25 protein-coding genes and 1 tRNA gene are annotated in these 24,199 nt (G+C 66.8%); 13 read left to right on the plus strand and 13 right to left on the minus strand.

The genetic code is table 11. The features are described 5' to 3' along the window. The first annotated feature begins 69 nt into the window (after window positions 1-69). Entirely contained in the window at window positions 70-912 is an 843-nt protein-coding gene (ygiD, locus tag FN976_RS25480) for a 4,5-DOPA-extradiol-dioxygenase (protein WP_255440843.1), read from the plus strand. 4 nt (window positions 913-916) lie between these two features. Here ygiD and FN976_RS25485 read toward each other — a convergent pair whose 3' ends face one another. After that, on the minus strand, window positions 917-2,116 hold the full coding sequence (locus tag FN976_RS25485) for an amino acid aminotransferase (protein ID WP_145896245.1): 1,200 nt from the start codon (window positions 2,114-2,116) through the stop codon (window positions 917-919). 98 nt (window positions 2,117-2,214) lie between these two features. Between FN976_RS25485 and uvrB the strand changes: the two genes are divergently transcribed. From uvrB to fdx, 8 genes are all read left to right on the plus strand, one after another. Next, window positions 2,215-4,338, plus strand: coding sequence for an excinuclease ABC subunit UvrB (uvrB, locus tag FN976_RS25490; RefSeq protein WP_255440844.1), 2,124 nt, complete (start codon window positions 2,215-2,217; stop codon window positions 4,336-4,338). 199 nt (window positions 4,339-4,537) lie between these two features. Further along, window positions 4,538-5,074 (plus strand): Fe-S cluster assembly transcriptional regulator IscR, encoded by a 537-nt coding sequence (gene iscR, locus FN976_RS25495; protein ID WP_145896247.1) that lies wholly within the window; start codon window positions 4,538-4,540, stop codon window positions 5,072-5,074. 45 nt (window positions 5,075-5,119) lie between these two features. Further along, window positions 5,120-6,340 carry an IscS subfamily cysteine desulfurase gene (locus tag FN976_RS25500; protein WP_145896250.1) on the plus strand — a complete coding sequence of 407 codons (1,221 nt, stop codon included), beginning with the start codon at window positions 5,120-5,122 and terminating at the stop codon, window positions 6,338-6,340. Between the two features lie 18 nt (window positions 6,341-6,358). Further along, complete coding sequence (iscU, locus tag FN976_RS25505) at window positions 6,359-6,745, plus strand: Fe-S cluster assembly scaffold IscU (RefSeq protein ID WP_145896251.1); 387 nt, start codon at window positions 6,359-6,361, stop codon at window positions 6,743-6,745. A gap of 1 nt (window position 6,746) precedes the next feature. Further along, window positions 6,747-7,070: an iron-sulfur cluster assembly protein IscA gene (gene iscA, locus FN976_RS25510; RefSeq protein ID WP_145896253.1), complete on the plus strand. Its 324-nt coding sequence runs from the start codon at window positions 6,747-6,749 to the stop codon at window positions 7,068-7,070. A 10-nt stretch (window positions 7,071-7,080) separates the two neighbouring features. Next, on the plus strand, window positions 7,081-7,599 hold the full coding sequence (gene hscB / locus FN976_RS25515) for a Fe-S protein assembly co-chaperone HscB (RefSeq protein WP_145896255.1): 519 nt from the start codon (window positions 7,081-7,083) through the stop codon (window positions 7,597-7,599). A gap of 10 nt (window positions 7,600-7,609) precedes the next feature. Beyond that, the gene (gene hscA / locus FN976_RS25520) at window positions 7,610-9,469 is read left to right on the plus strand and encodes a Fe-S protein assembly chaperone HscA (protein WP_145896257.1); all 1,860 of its coding nucleotides are present in this window, start codon (window positions 7,610-7,612) and stop codon (window positions 9,467-9,469) included. Window positions 9,470-9,472: 3 nt separating this feature from the next. Continuing rightward, a complete protein-coding gene (fdx, locus tag FN976_RS25525) occupies window positions 9,473-9,811 on the plus strand; it encodes an ISC system 2Fe-2S type ferredoxin (RefSeq protein ID WP_145896259.1) in 339 nt (112 codons plus the stop codon). On the opposite strand, the gene FN976_RS25530 is transcribed toward fdx, so the two are convergent. The 12 genes from FN976_RS25530 to FN976_RS25585 are packed head-to-tail and all read right to left on the minus strand — an operon-like array spanning window position 9,808 to window position 21,602. Further along, window positions 9,808-10,662 carry an isocitrate lyase/PEP mutase family protein gene (locus FN976_RS25530; RefSeq protein ID WP_145896261.1) on the minus strand — a complete coding sequence of 285 codons (855 nt, stop codon included), beginning with the start codon at window positions 10,660-10,662 and terminating at the stop codon, window positions 9,808-9,810. The genes fdx and FN976_RS25530 overlap by 4 nt on opposite strands. After that, the gene (locus FN976_RS25535) at window positions 10,659-12,005 is read right to left on the minus strand and encodes an FAD-dependent oxidoreductase (RefSeq protein WP_145896264.1); all 1,347 of its coding nucleotides are present in this window, start codon (window positions 12,003-12,005) and stop codon (window positions 10,659-10,661) included. The genes FN976_RS25530 and FN976_RS25535 overlap by 4 nt, the downstream gene beginning before the upstream one ends. Beyond that, a complete protein-coding gene (locus tag FN976_RS25540) occupies window positions 12,005-13,480 on the minus strand; it encodes a dihydroorotase (RefSeq protein ID WP_145896266.1) in 1,476 nt (491 codons plus the stop codon). Before FN976_RS25540 ends, FN976_RS25535 begins: the two co-directional genes overlap by 1 nt. After that, entirely contained in the window at window positions 13,477-13,986 is a 510-nt protein-coding gene (locus FN976_RS25545; protein ID WP_145896268.1) for a LeuD/DmdB family oxidoreductase small subunit, read from the minus strand. The genes FN976_RS25540 and FN976_RS25545 overlap by 4 nt, the downstream gene beginning before the upstream one ends. After that, complete coding sequence (locus tag FN976_RS25550) at window positions 13,983-15,230, minus strand: 3-isopropylmalate dehydratase large subunit (protein WP_432417890.1); 1,248 nt, start codon at window positions 15,228-15,230, stop codon at window positions 13,983-13,985. The genes FN976_RS25545 and FN976_RS25550 overlap by 4 nt, the downstream gene beginning before the upstream one ends. 26 nt (window positions 15,231-15,256) lie before the next feature. Then, window positions 15,257-16,234, minus strand: a complete 978-nt coding sequence (locus tag FN976_RS25555; RefSeq protein ID WP_145896272.1) for a tripartite tricarboxylate transporter substrate binding protein — start codon at window positions 16,232-16,234, stop codon at window positions 15,257-15,259. Between the two features lies 1 nt (window position 16,235). After that, window positions 16,236-16,949 carry an ABC transporter ATP-binding protein gene (locus FN976_RS25560; RefSeq protein ID WP_145896274.1) on the minus strand — a complete coding sequence of 238 codons (714 nt, stop codon included), beginning with the start codon at window positions 16,947-16,949 and terminating at the stop codon, window positions 16,236-16,238. Beyond that, window positions 16,946-17,707 (minus strand): ABC transporter ATP-binding protein, encoded by a 762-nt coding sequence (locus tag FN976_RS25565; RefSeq protein WP_145896276.1) that lies wholly within the window; start codon window positions 17,705-17,707, stop codon window positions 16,946-16,948. Before FN976_RS25565 ends, FN976_RS25560 begins: the two co-directional genes overlap by 4 nt. Next, a complete protein-coding gene (locus tag FN976_RS25570; RefSeq protein WP_145896278.1) occupies window positions 17,700-18,680 on the minus strand; it encodes a branched-chain amino acid ABC transporter permease in 981 nt (326 codons plus the stop codon). The genes FN976_RS25565 and FN976_RS25570 overlap by 8 nt, the downstream gene beginning before the upstream one ends. Beyond that, entirely contained in the window at window positions 18,677-19,549 is an 873-nt protein-coding gene (locus FN976_RS25575; RefSeq protein WP_145896280.1) for a branched-chain amino acid ABC transporter permease, read from the minus strand. Before FN976_RS25575 ends, FN976_RS25570 begins: the two co-directional genes overlap by 4 nt. Window positions 19,550-19,567: 18 nt before the next feature. Beyond that, window positions 19,568-20,782: an ABC transporter substrate-binding protein gene (locus tag FN976_RS25580; protein WP_145896282.1), complete on the minus strand. Its 1,215-nt coding sequence runs from the start codon at window positions 20,780-20,782 to the stop codon at window positions 19,568-19,570. Window positions 20,783-20,804: 22 nt separating this feature from the next. After that, on the minus strand, window positions 20,805-21,602 hold the full coding sequence (locus tag FN976_RS25585) for a GntR family transcriptional regulator (protein WP_186511187.1): 798 nt from the start codon (window positions 21,600-21,602) through the stop codon (window positions 20,805-20,807). Window positions 21,603-21,745: 143 nt separating this feature from the next. Here FN976_RS25585 and dnaQ point away from each other — a divergent pair, with 143 nt between their 5' ends. The 4 genes from dnaQ to FN976_RS25605 all read left to right on the plus strand — a co-directional run bounded on the left by dnaQ (window position 21,746) and on the right by FN976_RS25605 (window position 24,192). After that, on the plus strand, window positions 21,746-22,507 hold the full coding sequence (gene dnaQ / locus FN976_RS25590) for a DNA polymerase III subunit epsilon (RefSeq protein WP_255440846.1): 762 nt from the start codon (window positions 21,746-21,748) through the stop codon (window positions 22,505-22,507). A gap of 27 nt (window positions 22,508-22,534) precedes the next feature. Then, window positions 22,535-22,609: transfer RNA gene (locus tag FN976_RS25595), tRNA-Val, on the plus strand. A gap of 96 nt (window positions 22,610-22,705) precedes the next feature. After that, on the plus strand, window positions 22,706-23,614 hold the full coding sequence (locus tag FN976_RS25600) for a tyrosine-type recombinase/integrase (RefSeq protein ID WP_145896287.1): 909 nt from the start codon (window positions 22,706-22,708) through the stop codon (window positions 23,612-23,614). Then, window positions 23,593-24,192 (plus strand): hypothetical protein, encoded by a 600-nt coding sequence (locus FN976_RS25605; protein ID WP_145896289.1) that lies wholly within the window; start codon window positions 23,593-23,595, stop codon window positions 24,190-24,192. Before FN976_RS25600 ends, FN976_RS25605 begins: the two co-directional genes overlap by 22 nt. Window positions 24,193-24,199: the final 7 nt, after the last annotated feature.

Here is a 24,199-nt window from a genome sequence, read left to right on the forward strand (position 1 = left end):
GGAACACCAAACCAGATGGACAGACGCAGATGGATGGCGGCCGCGGCTGCCTTGGCCGGGGGAAGCCTGATGACGGAGCAAGTGGAGTCTGCCCTGGCGGGCTTGCAGAGCCTGGCGAAGAGCCCGCGGATGCCGGTGCTCTTTCTGGGGCATGGCAGCCCCATGAACGCGATCGAGGACAACGAGTTCCGGCGCAGCTGGCAGGCACTGGGGGCCGAATTCGGCAAGAGCCTCCCCAGGCCGCAGATGATCCTGTGCATCTCGGCGCACTGGATCACACGGGGCTGGTGGCTGACGGGCATGGCCCAGCCGAAGACCATCCACGATTTCGGAGGGTTTCCGCAGGCCTTGTTCGACCAGCAGTTTCCCGCGCCGGGCGCGCCCGCCATCGCGCGCCAGATCGGCGACAGCATCACCGAGCCCAAGGTGGGCGTGGATGCCAAGGAATGGGGTTTCGACCATGGCACCTGGTCGGTGCTGAAGCCCATGTTCCCGAAGGCCGACATCCCCGTCCTGCAATTGAGCATGGACTATGCGCGGCCGCCGGCGGAACACTTCGCCCTCGGCCAGCAACTCCGCGCCTTGCGCGACAAGGGCGTGCTGATCGTCGGCAGCGGCAACATCGTGCACAACCTGCGCGCCACGCGGCGCGAGGCGAATGCGATGCAGGCCTACGACTGGGCTTTCGAGTTCGACAAGAAGACCGCGGCGCTGGTGGAGAAGGGCAGCCTGGCGGAGCTGGCCGATTTCCAGAAGCTGGGCCAGGTGGCGCAACTGGCCCACCCGACCTATGACCACTACCTGCCGCTGCTGCACGCTGCCGGCGCCGTCCACCCAGGCGAGCCGGTGAAATTCTTCAACGAGCGGTACCAGTCCGCATCGATCTCGATGCGGTCGATGGTCTGGGGCTAGCCGTCTACTGCAGCACCCTGGCAATCGACTGGCAGACGTAGTCGATGTTCTTGGTGTTCAGCGCGGCCACGCAAATCCGGCCGGAATCCACGCCGTACACGCCGAACTCGTTGCGCAGGCGGACCATCTGTTCCTTGGTCAGGCCCGAATAGCTGAACATGCCGATCTGCTGGGTGATGAAGCTCATGTCTTCCTTCACGCCGGCCGCCTTCAGGTCGGCCACCAGCAGCGTGCGCATTTGGCGGATGCGGGTGCGCATGTTGGCCAGTTCCTGCTCCCAAAGGGCGCGCAGATCGGGCGTGTTCAGCACCGTCGCGACCACGCTGCCGCCGTGCGTGGGCGGGTTGCTGTAGTTCGTGCGGATCATCACCTTCAACAACGACAGCACGCGGTCCGCCTCGTCCTTGGACGCGCAGAACACCGACAGGCCGCCGACGCGTTCCCCATAGAGGCTGAAGCTCTTGGAGAACGATGTCGCGACGAGGAAGTCGCCCGCGGCTGCCACGAACTTCTGGATCACGGCGCCGTCTTCGGCGATCCCGTTGCCGAAGCCCTGGTAAGCGAGGTCGAGGAAGGGAACGAGCTTGCGCTCCTTGACGATGGCCACCACCTGGTCCCACTGCTGCGACGTGATGTCATAGCCGGTGGGGTTGTGGCAGCAGGCATGCAGGACGACGATGGTGCCGGGCTCGGCAGTTTCCAGCGCGGTCAGCATGCCGTCGATGTTCACGCCGCGCTTGACGGCGTCGTAATACGGATAGAACTCGACGGTGAATCCCGCCTGCGAGAACAGGGCGCGATGGTTTTCCCAGCTGGGGTCGCTGATCAGGACCTTGGCGTTGGGGTTGACCTTCTTCAGGAAGTCCGCGCCGACCTTCAGGCCGCCGGTGCCGCCCAGCGACTGGATCGTCGCCACGCGGCCGCTGTTGACGGCATCGCTTCCGGCCCCAAATACGAGGTTCTTGACGGCGCTGTCGTACGCGGCGATGCCGTCGATCGGGAGGTAGCCGCGCGCCTTGGGCGCATCGGCCATCTGCCGTTCGGCCCGCTGCACGCACTCGAGGAGCGGCAGCTTGCCGGTTTCGTCGTAGTAGACGCCGACGCTGAGGTTGACCTTGCGCGGGTTCTCGTCGGCGCCGAACTGGTCGTTCAGCCCCAGGATGGGGTCGTTGGGCGCCTTCTCGACGGCAGAGAACAGGGACATGAAAGGGACCTTTGGATGTCAGTAGCGGAACGCGCCGGCATTGTTGTACGCTGGCTGGTTGACCCCGATTTTAATGTTGAACTACACGATTGACCCGCATGAGCGCTAAACCCGATCCGTCCGCCGACCTGGCCGCGCCCGTTGCCAAGCAGAAAGATGGCGAGTTCATCAGTTTTCCTGATTCGCCCTTCGAGCTGTTCCTGCCCTATCCGCCCGCCGGCGACCAGCCCGTGGCGATCGAGAAACTCGTCGAAGGCGTCCGCGACGGCGAGGTGTTCCAGACGCTGCTGGGCGTCACCGGCTCCGGCAAGACTTTCACCATGGCGAACGTCATCGCGCGCCTGGGCCGCCCCGCGATCATCTTCGCGCCGAACAAGACGCTGGCGGCGCAGTTGTACAGCGAGTTCCGCGAGTTCTTCCCGAAGAACGCGGTGGAGTACTTCGTCAGCTACTACGACTACTACCAGCCCGAGGCCTACGTGCCGCAGCGCGACCTGTTCATCGAGAAGGACAGCTCGATCAACGAGCACATCGAGCAGATGCGCCTGTCGGCCACCAAGAGCGTGCTGGAGCGGCGCGACACGGTGATCGTGGCCACCGTGAGCGCCATCTACGGCATCGGCGCCCCGGAGGACTACACGCAGATGCGCTTCATCATGCGCGTGGGCGACAAGATCGGCCAGCGCGACGTGATCGGCCAGCTGATCCGCATGCAGTACAACCGCAACGAGCAGGACTTCTCGCGCGGCACCTTCCGCGTGCGCGGCGACACCATCGACATCTTCCCGGCGGAACACAGCGAACTCGCGATCCGCATCGAGCTGTTCGACGACGAGATCGAATCCCTGCAGCTGTTCGACCCGCTCACCGGCCGCATCCGGCAGAAGGTGCCGCGCTTCACGGTGTACCCGTCCAGCCACTACGTGACGCCACGCGACAAGGTGTTGTCCGCGGTCGAGACCATCAAGCTGGAACTGGACGAGCGCCTGAAGTTCTTCGTGGGGCAAGGCAAGCTGGTGGAAGCCCAGCGCCTGGAGCAGCGCACCCGCTTCGACCTGGAGATGCTCTCCGAGCTGGGCCACTGCAAAGGCATCGAAAACTACACGCGGCATCTTTCGGGCGCGCCGCCTGGCGCCCCGCCGTCCACGCTGACGGACTACCTGCCCAAGGATGCGCTGATGTTCCTGGACGAGAGCCACCAGATGATCGGCCAACTGGGCGGCATGTTCAACGGCGACCGGGCGCGCAAGACCGTGCTGGTCGAATATGGTTTCCGCCTGCCCTCCGCGCTGGACAACCGGCCACTGAAATTCGAGGAGTTCGAAACGCGCATGCGCCAGGTGGTCTTCGTCTCGGCGACGCCGGCGGACTATGAAAAGACCCACGCCGGCCAGGTGGTCGAGCAGCTGGTGCGCCCCACCGGACTCATCGATCCCGAGGTCGAGGTCCGGCCCGCCACCCATCAGGTCGACGACGTGCTGCAGGAGATCCGCATCCGCGTCGAGAAGAACGAGCGCGTGCTGATCACGACGCTCACCAAGCGCATGGCGGAACAGCTCACCGACTACCTCAGCGACAACGGCGTCAAGGTGCGCTACCTGCACAGCGACATCGAGACGGTGGAGCGCGTGGAGATCCTGCGCGACCTGCGGCTGGGCATGTTCGACGTGCTGGTCGGCATCAACCTGCTGCGGGAGGGCCTGGACATCCCCGAGGTGTCGCTGGTCGCCATCCTCGACGCCGACAAGGAGGGCTTCCTGCGCGCCGAACGCTCGCTGATCCAGACCATCGGCCGGGCGGCGCGCAACCTGAATGGCAAGGCGATCCTGTACGCCGACAGGATGACCGACTCGATGAAGAAGGCGATCGGCGAGACCGAGCGCCGGCGCGAACGCCAGGTCGCCCACAACCTGGCGCACGGCATCACGCCGCGCAGCATCAAGAAGGAAGTGCGCGACCTGATCGACGGCGTCTACAGCGAAAAGGCCAGCAAGGAACAGGAAAAGCAGGAACTGCAGCGGGCGATGGTCGAGGACATGTCCGAAAAGGATGTGGCCAAGGAGATCAAGCGGCTCGAAAAGCAGATGCTGGAGCACGCCCGCAACCTCGAATTCGAGAAGGCGGCGCGGGTGCGCGACCAGTTGGCCTTGTTGAAGCAGCAGGCTTTCGGGGCCGTGGTGCACGACAACGTCGTCCCGATCGAATCTGCCAAGCGCAGCTGAGTGGGCCGCCCGCCTGCGCTACGGCTGGGCTCAAACCAAGGGATTACCCGAGCATCCCAGTGGGCTTTAGGGTATACTTGACGGAAATAGTCAGGAACCCACGAATCAGAGAGCCCGGCGTGTGCCGGGGATGGGTGGAGACGACCCCGCCGGCGGGCGCTGCCGGGGTTTTGTAAGCGAGCGAGCAAAGGAGCTAGCGATGCGTCTCACAACCAAGGGCCGGTTTGCGGTCACCGCGATGATCGATCTGGCGCTGCGCCAGAACAATGGTCCCGTCACGCTGGCGGCGATCAGCCAGCGCCAGCAGATTTCGCTTTCGTACCTCGAACAGCTGTTCGGCAAGCTGCGCCGGCACGAGCTGGTGGAATCCACCCGCGGGCCGGGGGGCGGGTACACCCTGGGCCGCAAGGCCGGCGAGATCACCGTCGCCGACATCATCGTGTCGGTCGACGAGCCGATCGACGCCACCCAGTGCGGTGGCAAGGAAAACTGCCAGGGCGATGGCGGCCGCTGCATGACGCACGAACTCTGGGCCGCGCTGAACCAGCGCATGGTCGAGTTCCTGGATTCGATCACCCTGCAGAAGCTGGTGGACGACCAGTTGGCCAAGGGCATCCAGATCGAGGACAAGCCGTCGCCGAAGCGCGCCATTTCCGCGCAGCCGGTGGTGAAGCCGATCCGCGTGAATGCGCCGAATTCGGTGTTCGCCCTCGGAAACTCATTCGCCAAGTCCTGAAGACCGGCGTTTCGCAACGCCTTGCCCGCAAGCACTGAAGCCAGCATGGACACGACACCGCACTTCCCCATCTACATGGATTACGGCGCGACGACGCCGGTGGACCCGCGCGTCGTCGACGCGATGATCCCCTGGCTGCGCGAGCACTTCGGCAACCCCGCCTCCCGCAGCCATGCCTGGGGCTGGGAGGCCGAGGAAGCCGTGGAGAAGGCGCGCGAGCATGTCGCCGCGCTGATCGGCGCGGACCCGCGGGAGATCGTGTGGACGTCCGGCGCGACCGAGTCGAACAACCTGGCCATCAAGGGCGCCGCGAACTTCTACAAGACGCGCGGCAAGCACCTGGTGACGGTGAAGACCGAGCACAAGGCGGTGCTGGACACCATGCGCGAGCTGGAGCGGCAGGGCTTCGAAGTCACCTACCTCGACGTGGAGGAAGACGGCCTGCTGGACCTGGACAAGTTCAAGGCGGCGCTGCGCCCCGACACCATCCTGGCCAGCGTGATGTTCGTCAACAACGAGATCGGCGTCATCCAGGACATCACCGCACTCGGCAACACCTGCCGCGAGCGCAACATCATCTTTCACGTGGATGCCGCCCAAGCCACGGGCAAGGTCGAGATCGACATGACGGCGCTGCCTGTCGACCTGCTGAGCCTGGCCTCGCACAAGACCTACGGCCCCAAGGGCATCGGCGCGCTGTACGTGCGCCGCAAGCCGCGTGTGCGCCTGGAAGCCCAGATGCACGGCGGCGGCCACGAGCGCGGCATGCGTTCGGGCACGCTGCCCACGCACCAGATTGTCGGCATGGGCGAGGCGTTCCGTATCGCCCGTGAGGAAATGGGCAAGGACGCGGAGCATGCGCGCCGCCTGCAGCAGCGCCTGCTGGACGGCCTGAAGGACATCGAACAGGTGTTCATCAACGGCCACACCGAGAAGCGCGTGCCGCACAACCTGAACATGAGCTTCAACTTCGTCGAAGGCGAATCGCTCATCATGGGCATCAAGGGCCTCGCCGTGTCTTCCGGCTCGGCCTGCACCTCGGCCAGCCTGGAACCCAGCTACGTGCTGCGCGCCCTGGGCCGCAGCGACGAGCTGGCGCACAGCAGCCTGCGCATGACCATCGGCCGCTTCACGACCGAAGAGGAGATCGATTACGCGATCTCCACCATCAAGCACAACGTGGCGAAGCTGCGTGAATTGAGTCCCTTGTGGGAGATGTTCCAGGACGGCGTCGACCTGAGCACCATCCAATGGACCGCCCACTAGAACAACAGGAGTACCACCATGGCCTATTCTGAAAAAGTCGTCGAGCATTACGAGAACCCCCGCAACGTCGGCTCGTTCGAAAAGGGCGATGAGACCGTCGGCACCGGCATGGTGGGCGCGCCCGCCTGCGGCGACGTGATGAAGCTGCAGATCAAGGTGAACCCCGCCACGGGCGTGATCGAAGATGCGCGCTTCAAGACCTACGGCTGCGGCTCCGCCATTGCGTCGAGCTCGCTGGTGACCGAATGGGTCAAGGGCAAGACGCTCGACGAGGCGGCCTCCATCAAGAACAGCCAGATTGCCGAGGAGCTCGCGCTGCCGCCGGTCAAGATCCATTGCTCCATCCTGGCCGAGGACGCCATCAAGGCGGCCGTCGAGGACTACAAGAAGAAGCACGCCCACTGAAATGGCCGTTTCCCTGACCGAAGCCGCGGCGCGGCACGTCACGCGTTACCTGTCCAAACGGGGCAAGGGCGTCGGCGTGCGGCTGGGCGTGAAGACCACCGGCTGCTCGGGCCTGGCGTACAAGCTCGAGTACGTCGACGAGGTGGCGCCCGAGGACATCGTCTTCGAGGATCACGGCGTCAAGCTGCTGATCGACCCCAAGAGCCTCGCCTACATCGACGGGACGCAGCTTGACTTCGTCCGCGAAGGATTGAACGAGGGCTTCAAGTTCAACAACCCCAATGAGCGCGACCGGTGCGGCTGCGGGGAAAGTTTCCGGGTCTGACAACCCGGTCATGAACCTCCAGTCGAACGACTTCGAACTGTTCGGTCTGCCGGAGCGCTTCGCGCAGGACCGGCTCGCCATCGACGCTCGCTGGAAAGAACTGCAGCGCGAAGCCCACCCCGACAAGTTTGCGGCACAAGGCGCAGCCGCGCAACGCGTGGCGCTGCAATGGTCGGTGCGCATCAACGAGGCCTACCAGCGCCTGAAAGACCCGCTCAAGCGCGCGTCCTACCTCTGCGAGTTGCGCGGCGCGCCCATCAATGCCGAGAACAACACAGCCATGCCGGCCGACTTCCTGATGCAGCAGATGGAGTGGCGCGAAGCGCTGGACGACGCGAGCACCGGGGAAGAGCTCGAAGTCCTGGCGGATCGTTTGGCCACGGACCGCAAGGCGCTGCTGGGCACCATCGAAGCGCTGCTCGACGTGAAAGGCGACGCTGCGGCGGCCGCGCAGCAGGTGAGAGCCCTCATGTTCCTGGAGCGCTTTGGCGAGGACATCGATTCGCGGCTCGCGCAACTGGGACAATAGGCCGCATCCCATGGCCCTGCTGCAAATTTCCGAACCGGGCGCCTCGCCCGACCCCCACCAGCGGCGTGTCGCCGTCGGCATCGACCTCGGCACCACGCATTCGCTGGTGGCCGCCGTTCGCAACGGCGTTGCCGAATGCCTGCCGGACGCGCAGGGCTGCGTCCTCCTGCCTTCGGTCGTGCGCTACCTGCCGGACGGTGGACGCCAGATCGGGCACGAAGCACATGCCGCTCAGGCCGAGGATCCCGAAAACACCATCGCATCGGCCAAGCGCTTCATGGGTCGCGGGCTGGCGGACATCAGCGGCCGCGAGAAGCTGCCCTATCGCTTCGGCGACCAACCCGGCATGGTGACCCTGCACACGCGCGCCGGCGAAAAATCGCCGGTGGAGATCAGCGCGGAAATCCTGGCGACGCTGCGCTTCCGCGCAGAAGACACCTTCAACGACGACGTGTTCGGCGCCGTGATTACCGTGCCCGCCTACTTCGACGACGCCCAGCGGCAGGCCACCAAGGATGCCGCGCAGCTCGCGGGCCTGCCGGTGCTGCGCCTGATCAACGAGCCCACCGCGGCGGCCATCGCCTACGGCCTGGACAATGGCAGCGAAGGCATCTACGCGGTGTACGACCTCGGCGGCGGGACCTTCGACATTTCCATCCTGCGCCTGAGCCAGGGCGTCTTCGAGGTGGTGGCGACCGGGGGTGATTCGGCCCTGGGTGGCGACGACTACGACCGCGCGCTGGCCGACTGGTTGCTGGCTCGCGCCGGCATGGAAGCGGCGACGCCGGGGGACAAGGCGGCCATCAAGATGCAGGCCCGCGCGCTCAAGGAGCAGCTTTCCGCAGCCGACACCGTCGAGGCTGAATTGCAGCTGGGCGAACGCCGCGCTTCGGTGCACGTGACGCGAAGCGACTTCGACGCCGCCACGCGAGAACTGACGCAGCGCACGATGACCGCCGTTCGCCGCGCATTGCGAGACGCGAAGCTGGTCAAGGACGAGATCCAGGGCGTCGTGCTGGTCGGCGGCTCGACGCGCATGCCGCAGATCCGCGAAGCCGTCGCCGAATTCTTTGGGCGCGCCCCGCTCACCAACCTGAACCCCGATGAGGTCGTGGCTTTGGGCGCGGCCATCCAGGCCAACGCACTGGCCGGCAACGACACCACCGGCGACCTGTTGCTGCTCGACGTGATCCCCCTGTCCCTGGGCATCGAAACCATGGGCGGCCTGGTGGAGCGCATCGTGCCGCGCAACGAGACCATCCCCACGGCCAAGGCGCAGGACTTCACGACCTTCAAGGACGGCCAGACGGCCATGGCCATCCACGTGGTGCAGGGCGAGCGCGACCTGGTGGCGGATTGCCGCAGCCTGGCGCGTTTCGAACTGCGCGGCATCCCGCCGATGGCTGCGGGCGCCGCCCGCATCCGCGTCACCTTCACCGTGGACGCCGACGGGCTGCTGAACGTCTCCGCGCGGGAGCAGGGCAGCGGCGTCGAGGCGCGCATCGAGGTCAAGCCGTCGTACGGCCTTTCCGACGAGCAGATCGCCCGGATGCTGCAGGAAAGCTTCAACACCGCGGAGCAGGACATCAAGGCGCGCGCGCTGACCGAGGCGCGGGTGGACGCCGAGCGCATGCTCGCGGCGACGCAAAGCGCGCTGGACGCGGACGCGGCGTTGCTGGCGCCGGCCGAGCGTGCCGAGATCGACGCGCTCGCCGCCACGCTCCGCGAGACCATGGCCGCGAGCCACGACGCCGCCGTCATCGAGGCAGCCGTGCAGGCATTGGCCAAGGGCACGGAAGCGTTCGCCGCCCAACGCATGAACGAAGGCATCCGCAAGGCGCTTTCCGGCCGCAAACTGGAGTCGATCTAACCCATGCCGATCATCAAGATCCTGCCGCACCCGGAATACTGCCCCCAGGGCGCGCAAGTGGAAGCGCCCAGCGGCACGTCCGTCTGCGAAGCACTGCTGGACAACGGCATCGAGATCGAGCATGCGTGCGACATGAGCTGCGCCTGCACGACTTGCCATGTGATCGTGCGCGAGGGCTTCGCCTCCCTGAACGAGATGGATGAGAGCGAAGAGGACTTGCTGGACCGCGCCTGGGGGCTCGAGCCGAACTCGCGCCTGTCGTGCCAGGCGATCCTGGCGCAGAAGGATCTGACGGTGGAGATCCCCAAGTACTCCATCAACCACGCCAAGGAAAAGCACTAGCGCTCGTAGCGCTTGCCTTCCGCCAGCAGTTCCGGCGTGCCCAGCAGGGCGTTCAGTCCTTCGAAATCGAGCATCTCCCCGCGCAGGGCGGCGGTGGTGCCGTCCCGCTGCAAGGTGCCGTAGTAGCGGGTGAGCAAACGGGCGACGGCCCGCGCCGTGCCGCCGGGGAAGATGACGATGCGAAACCCGATGGTCCCGAGTTCCGCTGCGGCCAGTACCGGCGTCTTGCCGCCCTCCACCATGTTGGCCAGCAACGGAACGCGTCCGGCGAACCGGTGGCAGGCCATGCGCATCTGCTCCGGATCGCGCAGCGCTTCGATGAACAGGGCATCGACGCCGCATGCCAGGTAGCGCTCGGCGCGCTCGAAGGCGGCGTCCAGCCCTTCCACGGCGAGGGCATCCGTGCGAGCCAGGATCAGGCTGCGGTCCCGTGCGTCGAGCGCCGCGCGCAGCTTGCCGCACATTTCGTCCACGGGCACGACGGTCTTGCCGTCGAGGTGCCCGCAGCGCTTGGGGAAGCCCTGGTCTTCCAGCTGGATCATGGCGGCACCGGCCCGCTCAAAATCGCGCACCGTGCGTTTCGTATTGAGCGCATTGCCGAACCCGGTGTCGGCGTCCACGATGACGGGCAGGTCCACGCGGTCGGTGATGTGGGCCAGTGTCTGGGCGACTTCCGTGGCCGTCGTGAGCCCGATGTCGGAGCGCCCCAGCCGCGTGTAGGCGATCGAGGCGCCCGAGAGGTAGAGGGCCTCGAACCCGGCCTGCTGCGCCGCCAGTGCGGTCAGGCCATCGTAGACGCCGGGGGCGAGGAGCGGTTGCTGTCGCTCGAGCAGGGTTCTGAGGTTCATCATGGGGTACCCAGTCGCATGGTGCGTGCCGCGATCCAGCCACCGGCGACCGCGCTGAGGAGGCCGTTGCCGGAGAGGTAACCCCACACGGCGTTGCCGCTCACGCCACGCGCCGCGCCGCCCGCGGCGAGCAGGTTGAGAAAGGCCGTGCCGTCGTGGCGGCGCACCCGGCAATGCTCGTCGATGTCGAGCCCGCCCTGTGTGTGGAACAGCGCACCGGTCACGCGCACCGCGTGGAAGGGTGGTCCGAAGCGGGCGATCTCCGGTGCCAACGCGGCGGCGTTGCAGCCGATGATGTCCGCGAGCGCGGCGCGGTCCGGCGCCGTGCGCAGCGCACCTGCCTGTTCCGCCGCGACGAAATCGGGGAAGCTGCGCGCGAGCGCCAGCTGCCTGTCGCCGAAGACATTCCAGGCCGTGCCACCCGGCTGCGCGAGCACCGCGACCGCTGCTTCCGAGTAGCCGGCGGTTTCGTCGTGGAAACGCTTGCCTTGCGCGTTGAGCTGGACGCCACCTTCCATCATCACCGCCCACGTCATGAGCGCGCCTTGTGGCACGACCCAGGAACCGTGGCCCTGATAGCCGCCCAGGTCGGCCAGGCCCGCGCCGAGCGCACGGCCCCAGAGGATGGCGGAGCCGTCGTTGCCGGCATGGCCGGCGAACGTGGCGTCGGCCATCTCCGGCAACAGCTCGCGCACCAGCGATGCATTGCCACCGAAGCCGTTGCAGGCCAGCAGCAGGGCGTCGCAGCCCAGCAGATCCGTGCTGCCATCGGGCCGTTCGTAGCCGATGCCCAGCACCCGGCCGCCGGCATCCACCCAGAGCTCGTCGACCCGCGCGGATGGCAACAGGTCGGCGCCTGCCGCTTGCGCCGCTCCTGCGAGCGCTCCGACCAGCGCGGCCCCCGTGCGTTGGGGCAGCGTATGCATCCGGTGCGCGCGGTGGCCGGGGTAGAGGAAGTTGTCCAGCACTTCGAATGCCAATCCGTGCGCGGCCAAGGCGTCCATCGCCGGCGCGATGGCTTCGGCATAGGCTTGCACGAGGTGCGGCGCGGCCGTCCCATCGGTCTTCCGCAGGATGTCCTGGGCGAAGCCATCGACGCTGTCGGCGATGCCCTGGGCACGCTGCGCCAACGTGCCCGCGGCCGGAATGAACCCCGACGACAAGGCGGTCGAGCCGCTCGGCGTAGCGTCGCGTTCCAGCAGCAGGCAGTCGACACCGGCGTCGCGCAAGGCGATCGCCGCAGTGAGGCCGCAAGCGCCGGCGCCGACGATGGCCACTGGCACTTGCGCGCCGGCGTCGATGCGCTCCGCGCGCACCACACGAGGCGAGGACACAGTGGCGGCCATCAGGCGGTGGGGCGGAACAGGTACTGGCCGCGCGGCTTGCCGATGACGCCGGCTTCGTGCGTGTAGACCGTCTCCCCGCGAAGGTAGGTGGCTTCCACGCGGGCCGAGAGCTCCAGCCCCTCGAAGGGGGTGTAGCCCTGCGTCGACGGCGAATCCTTGGCACGGACGGTCCAGGTCCGCGCGGGATCCACCAGTGCGATGTCGGCGTCGTAGCCCTCGGCGATGTCGCCCTTCCTGTTCAGGCCGAAGCGCTGGGCTGGGGTCCAGCTGGTGACGCGCGCCATGTGGTTGTAGTCCATGCCGCGGCGCGTGCCTTCGCTCACCAGTGCGGGCAACAGGTATTCGGTGCCGCCGAAGCCGCTCTTGGCCATCCAGATGTTGCCGAAGTAGCGCTTGGGGATCTTGGTCTCGTGGCGGCAGCAGGCGTGGTCGGACACCACCCAGTCCAGCTCGCCGGCCAGCAGCGCCTGCCACAGGAACTCCACATCCTCGCGCGGCCGGATCGGGGGATTCACCTTGGCCAATTCGGCCGCCTTCGAGGTGACGTCCAGCATCAGGTGGCCGATCGTCACTTCGCGCTTGAAGTCGATGTGCGGGAAGGTGTCCGCCATCATCATGGCGGCCTGCACCGCCTTGCGCGAGCTGAGGTGGAGCAGGTTGATGTTGGGCAGCGCCGTTTCATTCGCGAGGTAGCTGGCGATGAACACGGCGAGGCCTTCGGAATGCTGGGGGCGCGAAGCGCTGTAGGCGGCCAGGCCCTTCAGCGACTTGTCCTTCTCGACGATCTTCGTGTAGGCCGTCATGATCTCCGCCGTTTCGCAGTGCAGCGACAGCGAGATCTGGCGGGCGCGGTCCGGGAACTGTTCGCGCGCCGCCTGCACGCCGCGCATGATGAACTCGAAGTGCGCGTAGTCGTAACGCTCGTCCTCGCCGATCATCAGGAACTGCCGCTGCGAGTCGCTCGCGCCGTGGAGACCGTGCGAGCCGTAGAACATGAAGATCTTGAAGCTCGAAACGCCGTGCTTGTCGATCAGCATCGGGATCTCGTCGATGTGCGTCTTGTCCATGGGCGCCAGGTGGAAGCCGTAGTCCACGTGGAAGCGCCCCTTGCTCGTCTTCAGCACTTCGGGGAAGAACTTCTTGTAGGGCCCGCCCTTGTTCAGGTAGTACTGCCCGGTGCGGAAGTAGTTGAGGCTGGAGGTGACACCGCCCATGGCCGCGGCCTTCGATTCGCTCACCGCATCTTCGTCGAGCGGCGAATAGATGCCGCTGTGCATGTGGGCATCCACCACGCCCGGGAAAGCCAGCCGGCCGCGGCCGTCATGCACCGCTTTGGCCGAGCCGGGATCGATCGCGGGCGCCACCTTCGCGAATTTGCCGTCCCGGACGGCGATGTCCGCTTCGTGCACGGTGTTGCCGTGCGGGCGCACCACGCGCACGTTCTTGAGCAGCAGGTCGTAGGTCGGTCGGGTCACGGGGTAGTCCTCGAAGGGAAGCGTTGCTGGAGTTGGGGCAGCAGCCCGCCCGCATCGATCATGTCGAGCAGGAAGGCCGGGATGGGGTCCGCGGCCAGGGTCTGGCCGGAGGCGCGCACGATGCGGCCGGCGCGCGCGTCGATCAGGATCTGCTCGCCTTCCACGATGCTTTCGGCCTCTGCACAGGTGAGCAGCAGCAGGCCCAGGTTGAAGGCGTTGCGGAAGAACAGTCCCGCGAATGACGGTGCCACCACGGCAGCCACGCCGAGGTGGCGCAGCGCGGCCGCGGCCTGCTCGCGCGACGATCCGATGCCGAAGTTCGCTCCTGCCACGACGACGTCGCCCGGCTGCACGGCCGCCGGAAATTCGGGCCGCACGGTCTCCAGGCAATGGCGGGCGATCACCTCGGCGCCGTGCTGCATCCAGTGGCCGGGCGCCAGCGCATCGGTGTCGATGTCGGGCCCGAAGCGCCACACCCGATGCCGGGTTCGCGGGGCCGTTGTCACGGAAGGAAACCCCGCGGGTCGGCGATGCAGCCTGCCACCGCCGAAGCGGCCACCGTGTAGGGGGAGGCCAGGTACACCTGGGTGCTGGCCGGGCCCATCCGGCCCTTGAAGTTGCGCGCGGTGCTGGAGATGACCGTTTCGTTCTCTGCGAAGCTGTCGCCGTAGCCCGCGCAGACGCCGCACGCGCTCGGCAGCAACTGGGCACCGGCGGCTTCGAGGACGCCCAGCGTGCCGTCACGCCCGGCCGATTCGCGATCGGCCACGCTGGCCGGTGCGACCAGCAGCCGCACCCCGGATGCGACCCGGCGGCCGCGCAAGACGGCGGCCGCGAAGCGAAGGTCGTCGAGCTTGGCGCCGGTGCACGCGCCAATGTAGGCCGCCTGGATGGGCGTGCCCGCCACGACATCGATGGAGCTGTTGTTCGCCGGGTTGAAGGGCCGTGCGACTTGCGGTGCGAGCCGCGACGCATCGAAGCCGTGTTCGACGTCGAAGCTGCCGGGGTCCGAACGCCACGGGGCGATGTCCACCTCCGCCGCGCCATGCGCGGCGAGCCAGTCGCGCGTCTTCGCATCGGGCGCGATCAGGCCCACCTGGGCGCCCAGTTCGGCGCTCATGTTCGCCAGCGTCATGCGCTCGTTCATGTCCAGCGCTTCGACCGCGGAGCCCGTGAACTCGATGGCCTGGTAGCCGCCGCCGTTCATGCCGAAGCGGCCGATCATCGCCAGCATCATGTCCTTGGCGCTCACGCCGGCAGCCAGCGCGCCGTCCCATCGCATCGCGATCGTGCGAGGCACCTGCACCCAGATCTGGCCGGTGGTGACCACACCCAGCATCTCCGTGCTGCCCACGCCGAACATGTAGGCGCCGAATGCGCCGCCGGTGGGTGAATGCGAATCGCCGCCCACGCAGAACATGCCGGGGCGGATGTGGCCGTGCTGCGGCACCACCACGTGGCAGATGCCTTGCGAATCGTAGACATGGGGCAATGCCTGGTCGCGTGCCCAGTCGCGTGCGATCTTCACGATGCGGCGGGCGTCGTCATTGCGCTCCGGCACGTAATGGTCCATGACCAGCACGACGCGCGATTTGTCCCAGATCGGCGCGCCGAGTTGCTCCAGCATGGGTTGCAGCCGGCGCGGCCCCGACGAGTCGTGGAACATCGCGATGTCCACCTCGCATGTCACCACCTCGCCCACGCGCACTTGCGGCCGGCGCGCCGCGCGGGCGATCAGCTTTTGCGCCATTGACTGCGGGGCGGGGCTTGCCACAGTCATTCGGGCTTGGCCCCCGAATACTTGACGACCTTGGACCAGCGCGCGATCTCCTCGCGCACGAAGCGGGCGAACTCGTCCGGCGTGTTGCCGACCGGTGTGGCGCCCTCGAACTCGATGCGCCGCTTCACCTCGGGCGAAACGACGGCCTGCCGTGCGGCATCGCTCAGGCGCCGGGCGAGTTCCGGCGCCATGCGTCCCGGACCGAAGAGGCCGAACCAGGCGCTGGACTGGTAGCCCGCCAGCACTTCCCCGATCGCGGGCGTCTCGGGGAATGCAGGCAGGCGGGCGGGACTGGTGACGCCTAGCAGCTTCAGTTTGCCGGCCTTGATGTGAGCCTGCGCGTTGCCGACGTTGGCGAACATGAGCTCGACCTGCCCGGCCAGCACGTCCTGGATCGCCGGTGCCGTCCCCTTGTAGGGAATGTTGACGATGTACGTGCCCGACATCATCTTGAAGGCCTCGCCCGCCATGTGGACCGAGGAGCCCATGGCGCCGATGGCGAAGTTCAGTTTCCCCGGCCGCGACTTCGCCAGCGCGATCAGTTCACGCAGGTTGTTCGCGGGCAGGGAAGGGTGGGCCACCAGCAGCGCCGGCGAGGTCGACACCATGGTGAGCGGCGTGAAGTCACGCTCCGGATCGAACGGCAGGCTGGGGAACAGCGACGCGTTGATCGCGTGGCTGGTGAAGCTCATGAGCAGCGTGCTGCCGTCGGGCACCGCTTTGGCGACGGCTTCGGCGGCGATGTTGCCGCCGGCGCCGGGACGGTTCTCCACCACCACTGTGCGGCCGAGGGCACGGCCCAGCTCGGTGGCCAGGGTGCGGGCCATCGTGTCCGTGGTACCCCCGGCGGGTGCGCCGACGAGGATGCGAACGGGTGCCTGCACGCTCTGCGGCCACGCCGGCCAGGCCAGCAAGGCTCCGCCGGCCACGAGCAGCGCGCGCCGTTGCGGATGGATCGATGGCGAAGACTTCATTTCAGACTCCGAGGTAGGCCCGCCGCAGCCGGTCGGTGGCGAGCAACTCGGCGCCGGTGCCCGAGAACTGGACGGCGCCGTTCTCCATCACGTAGGCTCGCTGCGCGATCTCCAGCGACTGGCCCACGTTCTGCTCCACCAGCAGGATCGCAAGGCCCTGGCCATGCAAGGTGGCGATCAGGCCGAACAACTCTTCCACCAGCAGCGGTGACAGGCCCAGCGACGGTTCGTCCAGGATCAGCAGGCGAGGCTCCCCCATCAGGCCGCGGCCGATGGCCAGCATCTGCTGCTCGCCGCCGCTCATGGTGCCCGCCAGCTGGCGCGTGCGTTCCTTCAGGCGCGGAAAGATGCCGAAGACGCGCTCGAGGTTGGCGGCGCGCCGCTCGCGGGCCCGCGCGAAGGAGCCCAGCTCCAGGTTCTCCAGTGCCGACAGGTTGGGGAAGATCTTCCTGCCTTCGGGCACGTGGATCAGGCCGGCGCGGACGATGTCGCGGTAGTGCGTGGCGGAGATGTCCTTGCCGTCGAACAGGACACGGCCGGCGCGCGCCGCCACGAGGCCGCTCACGGTCTGGTTGAAAGTGGACTTGCCCGCGCCGTTGCTGCCCAGGAGAGCGACGATCTCGCCGGGCGCGACATCCAGGTCGACGCCCCGCAGCACTTCGACGGCGCCATAGCCGCTGCGCAGGCCACGCACCGACAGCAGCGGGGTGCTCATGGCGCGGCCTCCGCGACAGCCATCTTCGCCAGCCGCTGCGCCGTGCCATGCCCCAGGTACGCTTCGATCACGCGTTCGTCGCGCGTCACTTCGCCGGGCGTGCCGGAGGCGATCAACTGGCCCTGCGCGAGCACCCAGACATGGCCGGCGAGGTGCATCACGGCCTGCATCACGTGTTCGATCATCAGGACCGTGACGCCCTGGTCGGCGATCGAGCGCACGACGGGCAGCATCTCGGCGACTTCCTGGGGGTTCAGGCCAGCCAGCACTTCGTCCAGCAACAGCAACCGCGGACGTGTGGCCAGCGCGCGGGCGAGTTCCAGCCGCTTGCGGCCGGCCACCGTCAGTTCGCCGGCGGGCTGATCCAGCAACGCCGCCAGGCCCACGCGCCGCGCCACCTCTTCGGCCTGAGCCAGGGCTTCGCCGCGTCCTGGGCAATGCAGATGCGCCCCCACCGCGATGTTCTCGCGCACGGTCTGGGCGGCGAAGGGCTGCACGATCTGGAAGGTGCGCGTCATGCCGCGCCGCGCGTTCAGGTGGGGTGGCCGGCCGGTGACGTCCTCGCCCGCGAACAGGATGCGGCCGGCGTCGGGCGCGAGGAAGCCGGACATCAACGCGAACAAGGTGGTCTTGCCGGCGCCGTTCGGGCCGATGAGCGCGCTCAGGCCCGGGGGCAGTTCCAGCGACACGTCCCGCACGGCCGCCAGCCCGCCGAACGATTTGCTGACGCCTTGCAGTTGCAGCAGAGGCTCAGCCACGCGATTGCCTCCACAGCGCGCGCACCGAAGCGCCCATGCCCATCAAGCCGCGCGGAGCGAACATCACGATGACGATCAGCACCACGCCGTAGATGATCATGTTGATCCCCGGCAATTGACCGAACAGGTTGCGGGTGAGGTCGCCGAGGGCATGCAGCACCACGGCACCGAGCACCGGTCCCCACAAGGTGCCGAGCCCGCCCACGATGGCGGCCACCAGCGCCTCCACCGAGGTATGGGGTCCGAAGGCAATGGCCGGGTCGAGGTACTGGAAGACCTGCACATAGAAGGCACCGGCGGCCCCCATGAAAGCCCCGGAGAGGCCGATGGCCCCCAGCTTGACGCGGAAGGGATCGACGCCGATGGCGCGTGCGGCGTCTTCGTTGTCGCGCACGGCCTGCAGCCAGGCACCGAAGCGCGAATGCCGCAGCCAGCAGGTGACCAGCAAGGCCAGCACCGCCAGCACCAGCACGAGGGCCAGGTAGCCGCGGCGGTCGGCGAACTGCAGGTTGGCCGCGCCCTCGCGCAACGGCACCATCAAGCCGACGCCACCGCCGGTGAAGCTGACCGACAGCGACAGGATGCGGAACACCTCGGCGAAGGCCAGCGTGACCAGCGCGAAGTACGAACCCTTGAGGCCATAGCGGAACGAGAGCGCGCCGACGAACAGGCCCACCGCTGCCGCCGCGCCGATGGCCAGTGGCAGCGCCAGCCAGGGATTGATTCCGCCCGTGACCTGGGCGATGGCCTGCACGTAGGCACCGGTGCCGAAGAAGAGGGCGTGGCCGAACGAGAACTGGCCCCCGAAGCCGCCCAGCAGGTTCCACGCTTGCGCCATCAGGCACCCATAGAGGGCCATGGTCGCGAAATTGAGCAGCACGCCGGAGCGCGTGAAGAGCGCGAAGAGCGCCATCGCACCAGCGAAGAGGGCGATCTGCACGAGATCGCGGCGAATTGATACGGGGCGGGTCATGCTCTCGCCCCGAACAGTCCTTGCGGCCGGAACAGCAGCACGGCGATGAAGATGACGAAGATGCCGATCTGGCCCAGCGATTCCCCGAACCACAAGCCGCCCAGGGACTCCACCACCCCGATCAGCAAGCCCCCGAGCAGGGCGCCGGCGAAACTGCCCATGCCGCCCAGGACCACGATGGTGAAAGCGACCAGCACGAAGCCGTTCCCCACCTGCGGATTCACGTAGTAGGCCGGCAGGAGGAAGCAGGCGGCCGCGCCCAGGCAGGCGAGGCCGATGCCGAAGCTCATGGCGTACACATGGTCGACGTCGATGCCCACCAGGCGCGCGCCCTGCTTCTCCTTTGCCACCGCGCGGATCGCACGGCCCAGGTCGGTCGTCCGCATGATCAGCAGCAGCGCCGCCGAAGCGGCGAGCGCGCCGCCGAAGGCCACGGCTTTGGAAAGCGCCAACGATGCCGGCCCGATGCTGATGGTGGTCAGGGTGTAGGCCGTGTCGATCGTCCGGGTGTCGGACTTGAATGCCAGCAGCGCGACGTTCTCCAGCACGATGGAAAGGCCGAGCGTGACCAGCAGGATGTTCTCGTCCTTGCCGTGGCTGGCGCGGTTGATCACCAGGCGCTGCAGCGCGTAGCCCAGCACGAACATCGCCGGCACCATGACGGGCAGAGCCAGATAGGGATCGAGCCCGAACCGCTGCCTGAGGAAGTACACGCCATAGAGAGCCATCATCAGCGCCGCGCCGTGCGCGAAGTTGATGATGTGCAGCACGCCATAGATCAAGGTCAGCCCCAGCGCCACCAGCGCGTAGACCGCGCCGGTGGTCAGGCCGTTCAGCACCGAGGGGAAGAGGATGCCGAAGTCGAACATGCCGCTTCCGCGCCGCCTTCAGCTCTTGAGCGGGAAGATCGGGTCGGCTTCGCGGTAGTCCCGCGGAACGATCACCTTGATGTCGTTCTTCACCACCTGCGTCATCAAAGGCTGCGCGCCGGTGTTCTGGCCGTTGACGAACTTGGTGGGGCCGTAGGGCATGAGGTGGTCGGCGAACGTGCTGCTCTCCAGGGCGGCGTTGATGGCGGCGCGGTCGGTCGACCTGGCGCGCTCGATCGCATCCGCGAGCAGGCGCATGGCGGTATAGGTCATGAACACCTCGTAGCTGAAGAACAGGCCTTTGGCTTCGACCCGCTTCTTCAGGTCCGCCGCGCGCTTGTCCCTGGGGTTGAACCAGTGGTTGCAATCGATGATGCCGTTCGCCGCCTCCGGGAATTCCTTGACGAATTTGTAGCTGGATGCCGCGCCGCCCAGCACCGAGTAGATGGCCTTGGGCGTCACCTTCTGCTGCTGCATCGTGCGCACCAGCAGTGCGTACTCGTTGTAGTAGTTGGCGGGAATGACGATGTCGGGATTCACCGCCTTCATCCGCAGCACGATGTTGTTGAAGTCGCGCGTGGGGTTGGCGTGCTTGATGACCTCCTTGACGTCGTAGCCGTAGCCCGGCAGCTCGCGCGACAGCAGGTTGGCGGTGCCGGTGCCGAACAGCGATTCCTCGTGGATGATCATCACGGTCTTCGCGGGCTTGCCGGCCGCCGTGTTCAGCACGTGCAGGTTGGCCACGGCCACTTCGGCGCACTTGCGGTAGCCGGGGCCGAACCGGAAGGTGTTCTTCAGCCCGCGCTCGACGATCTGGTCGGCCACGCCGACGTCCACCACGTGCGGCAGGTTGTACTTGGCCGCGGCCTGCGTGGTGGCCAGGCAGATGGCCGACGCGAAGGCACCGACCACGGCACTCACCCCGGCCTCGTTCATCTTCTCGATTTCCGCCGTCCCCGCCGCGGGCGTCGATTGCGCGTCGCCGAGCAGGGCTTCGATCTTCGCGCCGCCCAGGGACTTGATGCCGCCCGCCTTGTTGATGTCCTCGATCGCCATGAGCGCGCCTTCGCGGCACTGCTGGCCCGAGTAGGCCAGGGCGCCCGTCACCGGGTGCAGCACGCCGATCTTCACGGTCCTGGGCTGCGCGCCGGCGACCAGCGGAAAGGCCAGGGCGGAAGCCGCGGCCCCGGCCTGGGCGATGAAGTCGCGGCGGTTGGAATCGCTGGTGCGCATGGGAACGTTCTCCTTCGGGTCGTCAGTGGAACTGGGCGGACAACTCGCGGCTGACCCACACCTTGGCGTCGATGTCGCCAACGCGGGACAGCTGCATCTGGTACTCGTAGCGGTCGGGGCGGTAGAGGCCATGCAGCCACTGCACGGGCCGGCCTTGCTCGTCGTGGATGAGGCGGCGCACGGCCAGCAGTGCGGAGCCGACCGCGATGCCCAGGTGCGAGGCCACCTGCGCGTCGGCCAGCCGGGCGGAGATGGTCTGCTGCGCGCCGCCGAGGCGCACGCCGCTCTCTTCGAGCAGCATCAGGATCGGCTTCTTCGCCAGCTCGCGCTTGCCGAAGCCATACGCCAGCACCGCGGGCACCCAGGTCGTGATGTGCGACAGCGGCCCTTCGCGGGTGGAACGCACGCGCACCGCTTTCTGCACGGCGTCGCCTGGTGCAAGCTTCAATGCCCCGGCGACTTCGGCGGTCGCTGCGACTGCGCTCACATCCAGCACCCGCACGGTCGTGTTGAGGCTGGTGCTGACCAGGTTTTCCAGCAGGCCGGTGAGGCGGGTGGTCTTGGCGGCGCCGCGGCCCGCAGCGGCGGTGGCCGGGGCGCGCTGGGCCACGGGGTGCGTGCCGCGGCCGCGTTCGCGCGAGATCAGCCCTTCACCCGCCAGCTCCTGCAGGGCGCGCCGCACCGTGACCCGCGCCACGCCGAACTGCTGCATCAGTGCCAGTTCACCCGGCAGGCCCTGCGCGAAGCGGCCCTCATGCAGTTGCTCCCGCAGCACCAGGTAGATCTGGTGGTACTTCGGCAGGGGCAGGGCAACCGTCATGGGCGGCATCGTCCGGCGCTTCCATTGTCCTGTCAATGGGACATGGATGGGACAATACTCCCACCCCCGAAGCGCCTGCGGCGCCTCCCCCTCGAGGGGGCGCACCCGCGGCCCGGCGAAGCCGGTTCCGCGGGTGCCCGCGAATGAGCAGGTCAGGCAATGCCGAATACGCGTCGCGCATAATCGCGGCGATGCGCCAGATCGTCCTCGACACCGAAACCACCGGCCTGTCGGCCGAAGCCGGCGACCGCATCATCGAGATCGGCTGCGTCGAGCTCGTGGCCCGCAAGCTCACCGGCAACAACAAGCATTTCTACCTGAACCCGGAGCGCGACAGCCACGAGGACGCGCTCAAGGTGCACGGCATCAGCAACGAATTCCTGCGGGACAAGCCCAAGTTCGCCGCAGTGGCGCCGGAACTGATGGACTACCTGGCGGGCGCCGAAATCATCATCCACAACGCCGCCTTCGACGTCGCGTTCCTGAACAAGGAACTCGAACTGGCCGGCCGCCCGCCCTTCCACACGGTGGCCGGCAGTGTCACGGACACGCTGGCGATGGCCAAGGAGATGTATCCCGGCAAGCGCAACAGCCTCGATGCCCTGTGCGACCGCCTGGGCGTCGACAACTCCGGCCGCACCTTGCACGGGGCGCTGCTCGATGCGGAACTGCTGGCCGACGTCTACATCAACCTCACGCGCGGCCAGGATGCACTGCTGATCGACGTGGCCGATTCGGCGTCCGTCGGCATCGTGACCCGCATCGACCTGCGCCAGTTCACGCTGCCGGTGCTGCTCGCGAACGAGCAGGAGGCAGCCGCGCACGAAGAGGTGTTGAAGCTTCTCGACAAGGCCAGCGGCGGCAAGACCCTGTGGCGCCAGATCGCGGTTTTGCCTGTGGCATAATTCGCGCTCGTTTTCCAGCAGGGAAGCGGGCGATTAGCTCAGCGGTAGAGCACTGCCTTCACACGGCAGGGGTCACATGTTCGATCCATGTATCGCCCACCAATTTCGCCGATTTCTCTTTGAAATCAATGGTTTAGGCGCACGCTCGCAGCGATTCCTTCAACTGGTCACGGCAGTGACCACTTCTGGAGAATCGAAGTGCGCAAACCAATTGAGAAACGTTTTGACCTTGCGGCGGCCGTGCGGTCCGTCGTGGAACAGCCCGCCACCGAACTGACCGTCGCCGAGCTTGTGCGCGCGCATTCGGCCGTCAGTTGTGACGGCTCCGACCGCCGGCTGCGCAAGTGGGTCGATGCCTTCGGCACCACCAGTGCCTGGCAACTCACCAGCGAGAGGCTGCAGGTCGCCGCGCAGGCGATGCTCGAGCACGGCTACAGCCCGGCGGCCGTCAATCGCGACCTATCCAGTCTTGGCTCGGCCTACAAGTGGGCCGGCGCCAAGCGCATTTGTCCACGCGGTTTCCGAAGCCCCACACTCGGTGTTCCCCGGTTCGACGAGCCCATTCGCCGGGTACATGTCGACCCTGCGAAAGTGGAGGCCCTGCGGCATGCGTCTCTGGCTCATCCCGACCGGCGCTTTGGTGTCTTCGTGGCGCTGCTCATTGACACCGGCGCGCGCAAGTCCGAAATCCTTGAACGCCGCGGACGTGAGGTCGACTGCGCTCGCGGCGAGGTTCTCGCTCCAAACACCAAGAACGGCACACCCCGTGTTCTTTTCTTCCGGCCGGAAACCGGGCAGCTCATCCGGCGAGTGTTCGGCAAGCTCGCGCCGGATCGATTGCTGTTCGAAGGCCGTGAACCGGGTCAGCCCATTTGCTACCGCCGCGCATGGGACGGATTGCGTCTGGAGGTCGGCTTGCCAGAGCTGCATATTCACGATCTTCGGCACGTGAAAGCAGCCTCGTTGCTGCGCGCCGGCGTGACAATCGGGGTCGCGGCGCAGGTTCTCGGACACGATCCGGCCGTCCTGTCGCGCCGCTATGGACACCTCGAAACTGAAGCGCTCAGGCGCGCGCAGGAGCAGGCATGGCGCACGATGACGAATTGATTGATACAGACAAATCGCCAGATCAGGTGGAACTGATTGACATTGATGATTGGGAGGACTGGCCTTCAGGTTGGGCGTTTCTGGAAGAGCTTCTGAAGAGCGTCCGAATCTCACGACTCGTCCTTGCTATCGAACGGTACGGTATTCATGGGCATGACCGGTTCGGGATCATCAGGGACTTCGCCCCGGGGTCTCCCCAGGCCATGGAGGCAATCGACATCCTGTACGACCAGCGCAGCGCGCCGCAAGGACACTTCGTCGTGGGGATCGAAGACTTCGGCTGGCCGGCAGACAAAGTTCCTGATTTCAGTCGCATCAGACAGGCCGGTGCAGTCGCGCGCTCAAAGTCGGGTGCAACCAAGCATGAGAACTCATTGCTCGCAATGTTTACCGCCCTGGTGTTCGCCTGGGAAGGAAGGCTCGGGAACGAGCCTCATCCCACCTTCAAGCGCGAGAGTGACATCGCGCGGCTGCTCGACGACTTTCAGCACCAGTACCCAGGCTGCAGCAAGAGCAATGTCCACAAAATGTTCCGGCGCGGGGTGGAGATGTTCGGCGAACCCCGGCTGAAGAAGTAACGCCAAC

It is taken from the genome of Caenimonas sedimenti (genome assembly GCF_007833165.1).
GTDB classification, from domain to species: domain Bacteria; phylum Pseudomonadota; class Gammaproteobacteria; order Burkholderiales; family Burkholderiaceae_C; genus Ramlibacter; species Ramlibacter sedimenti.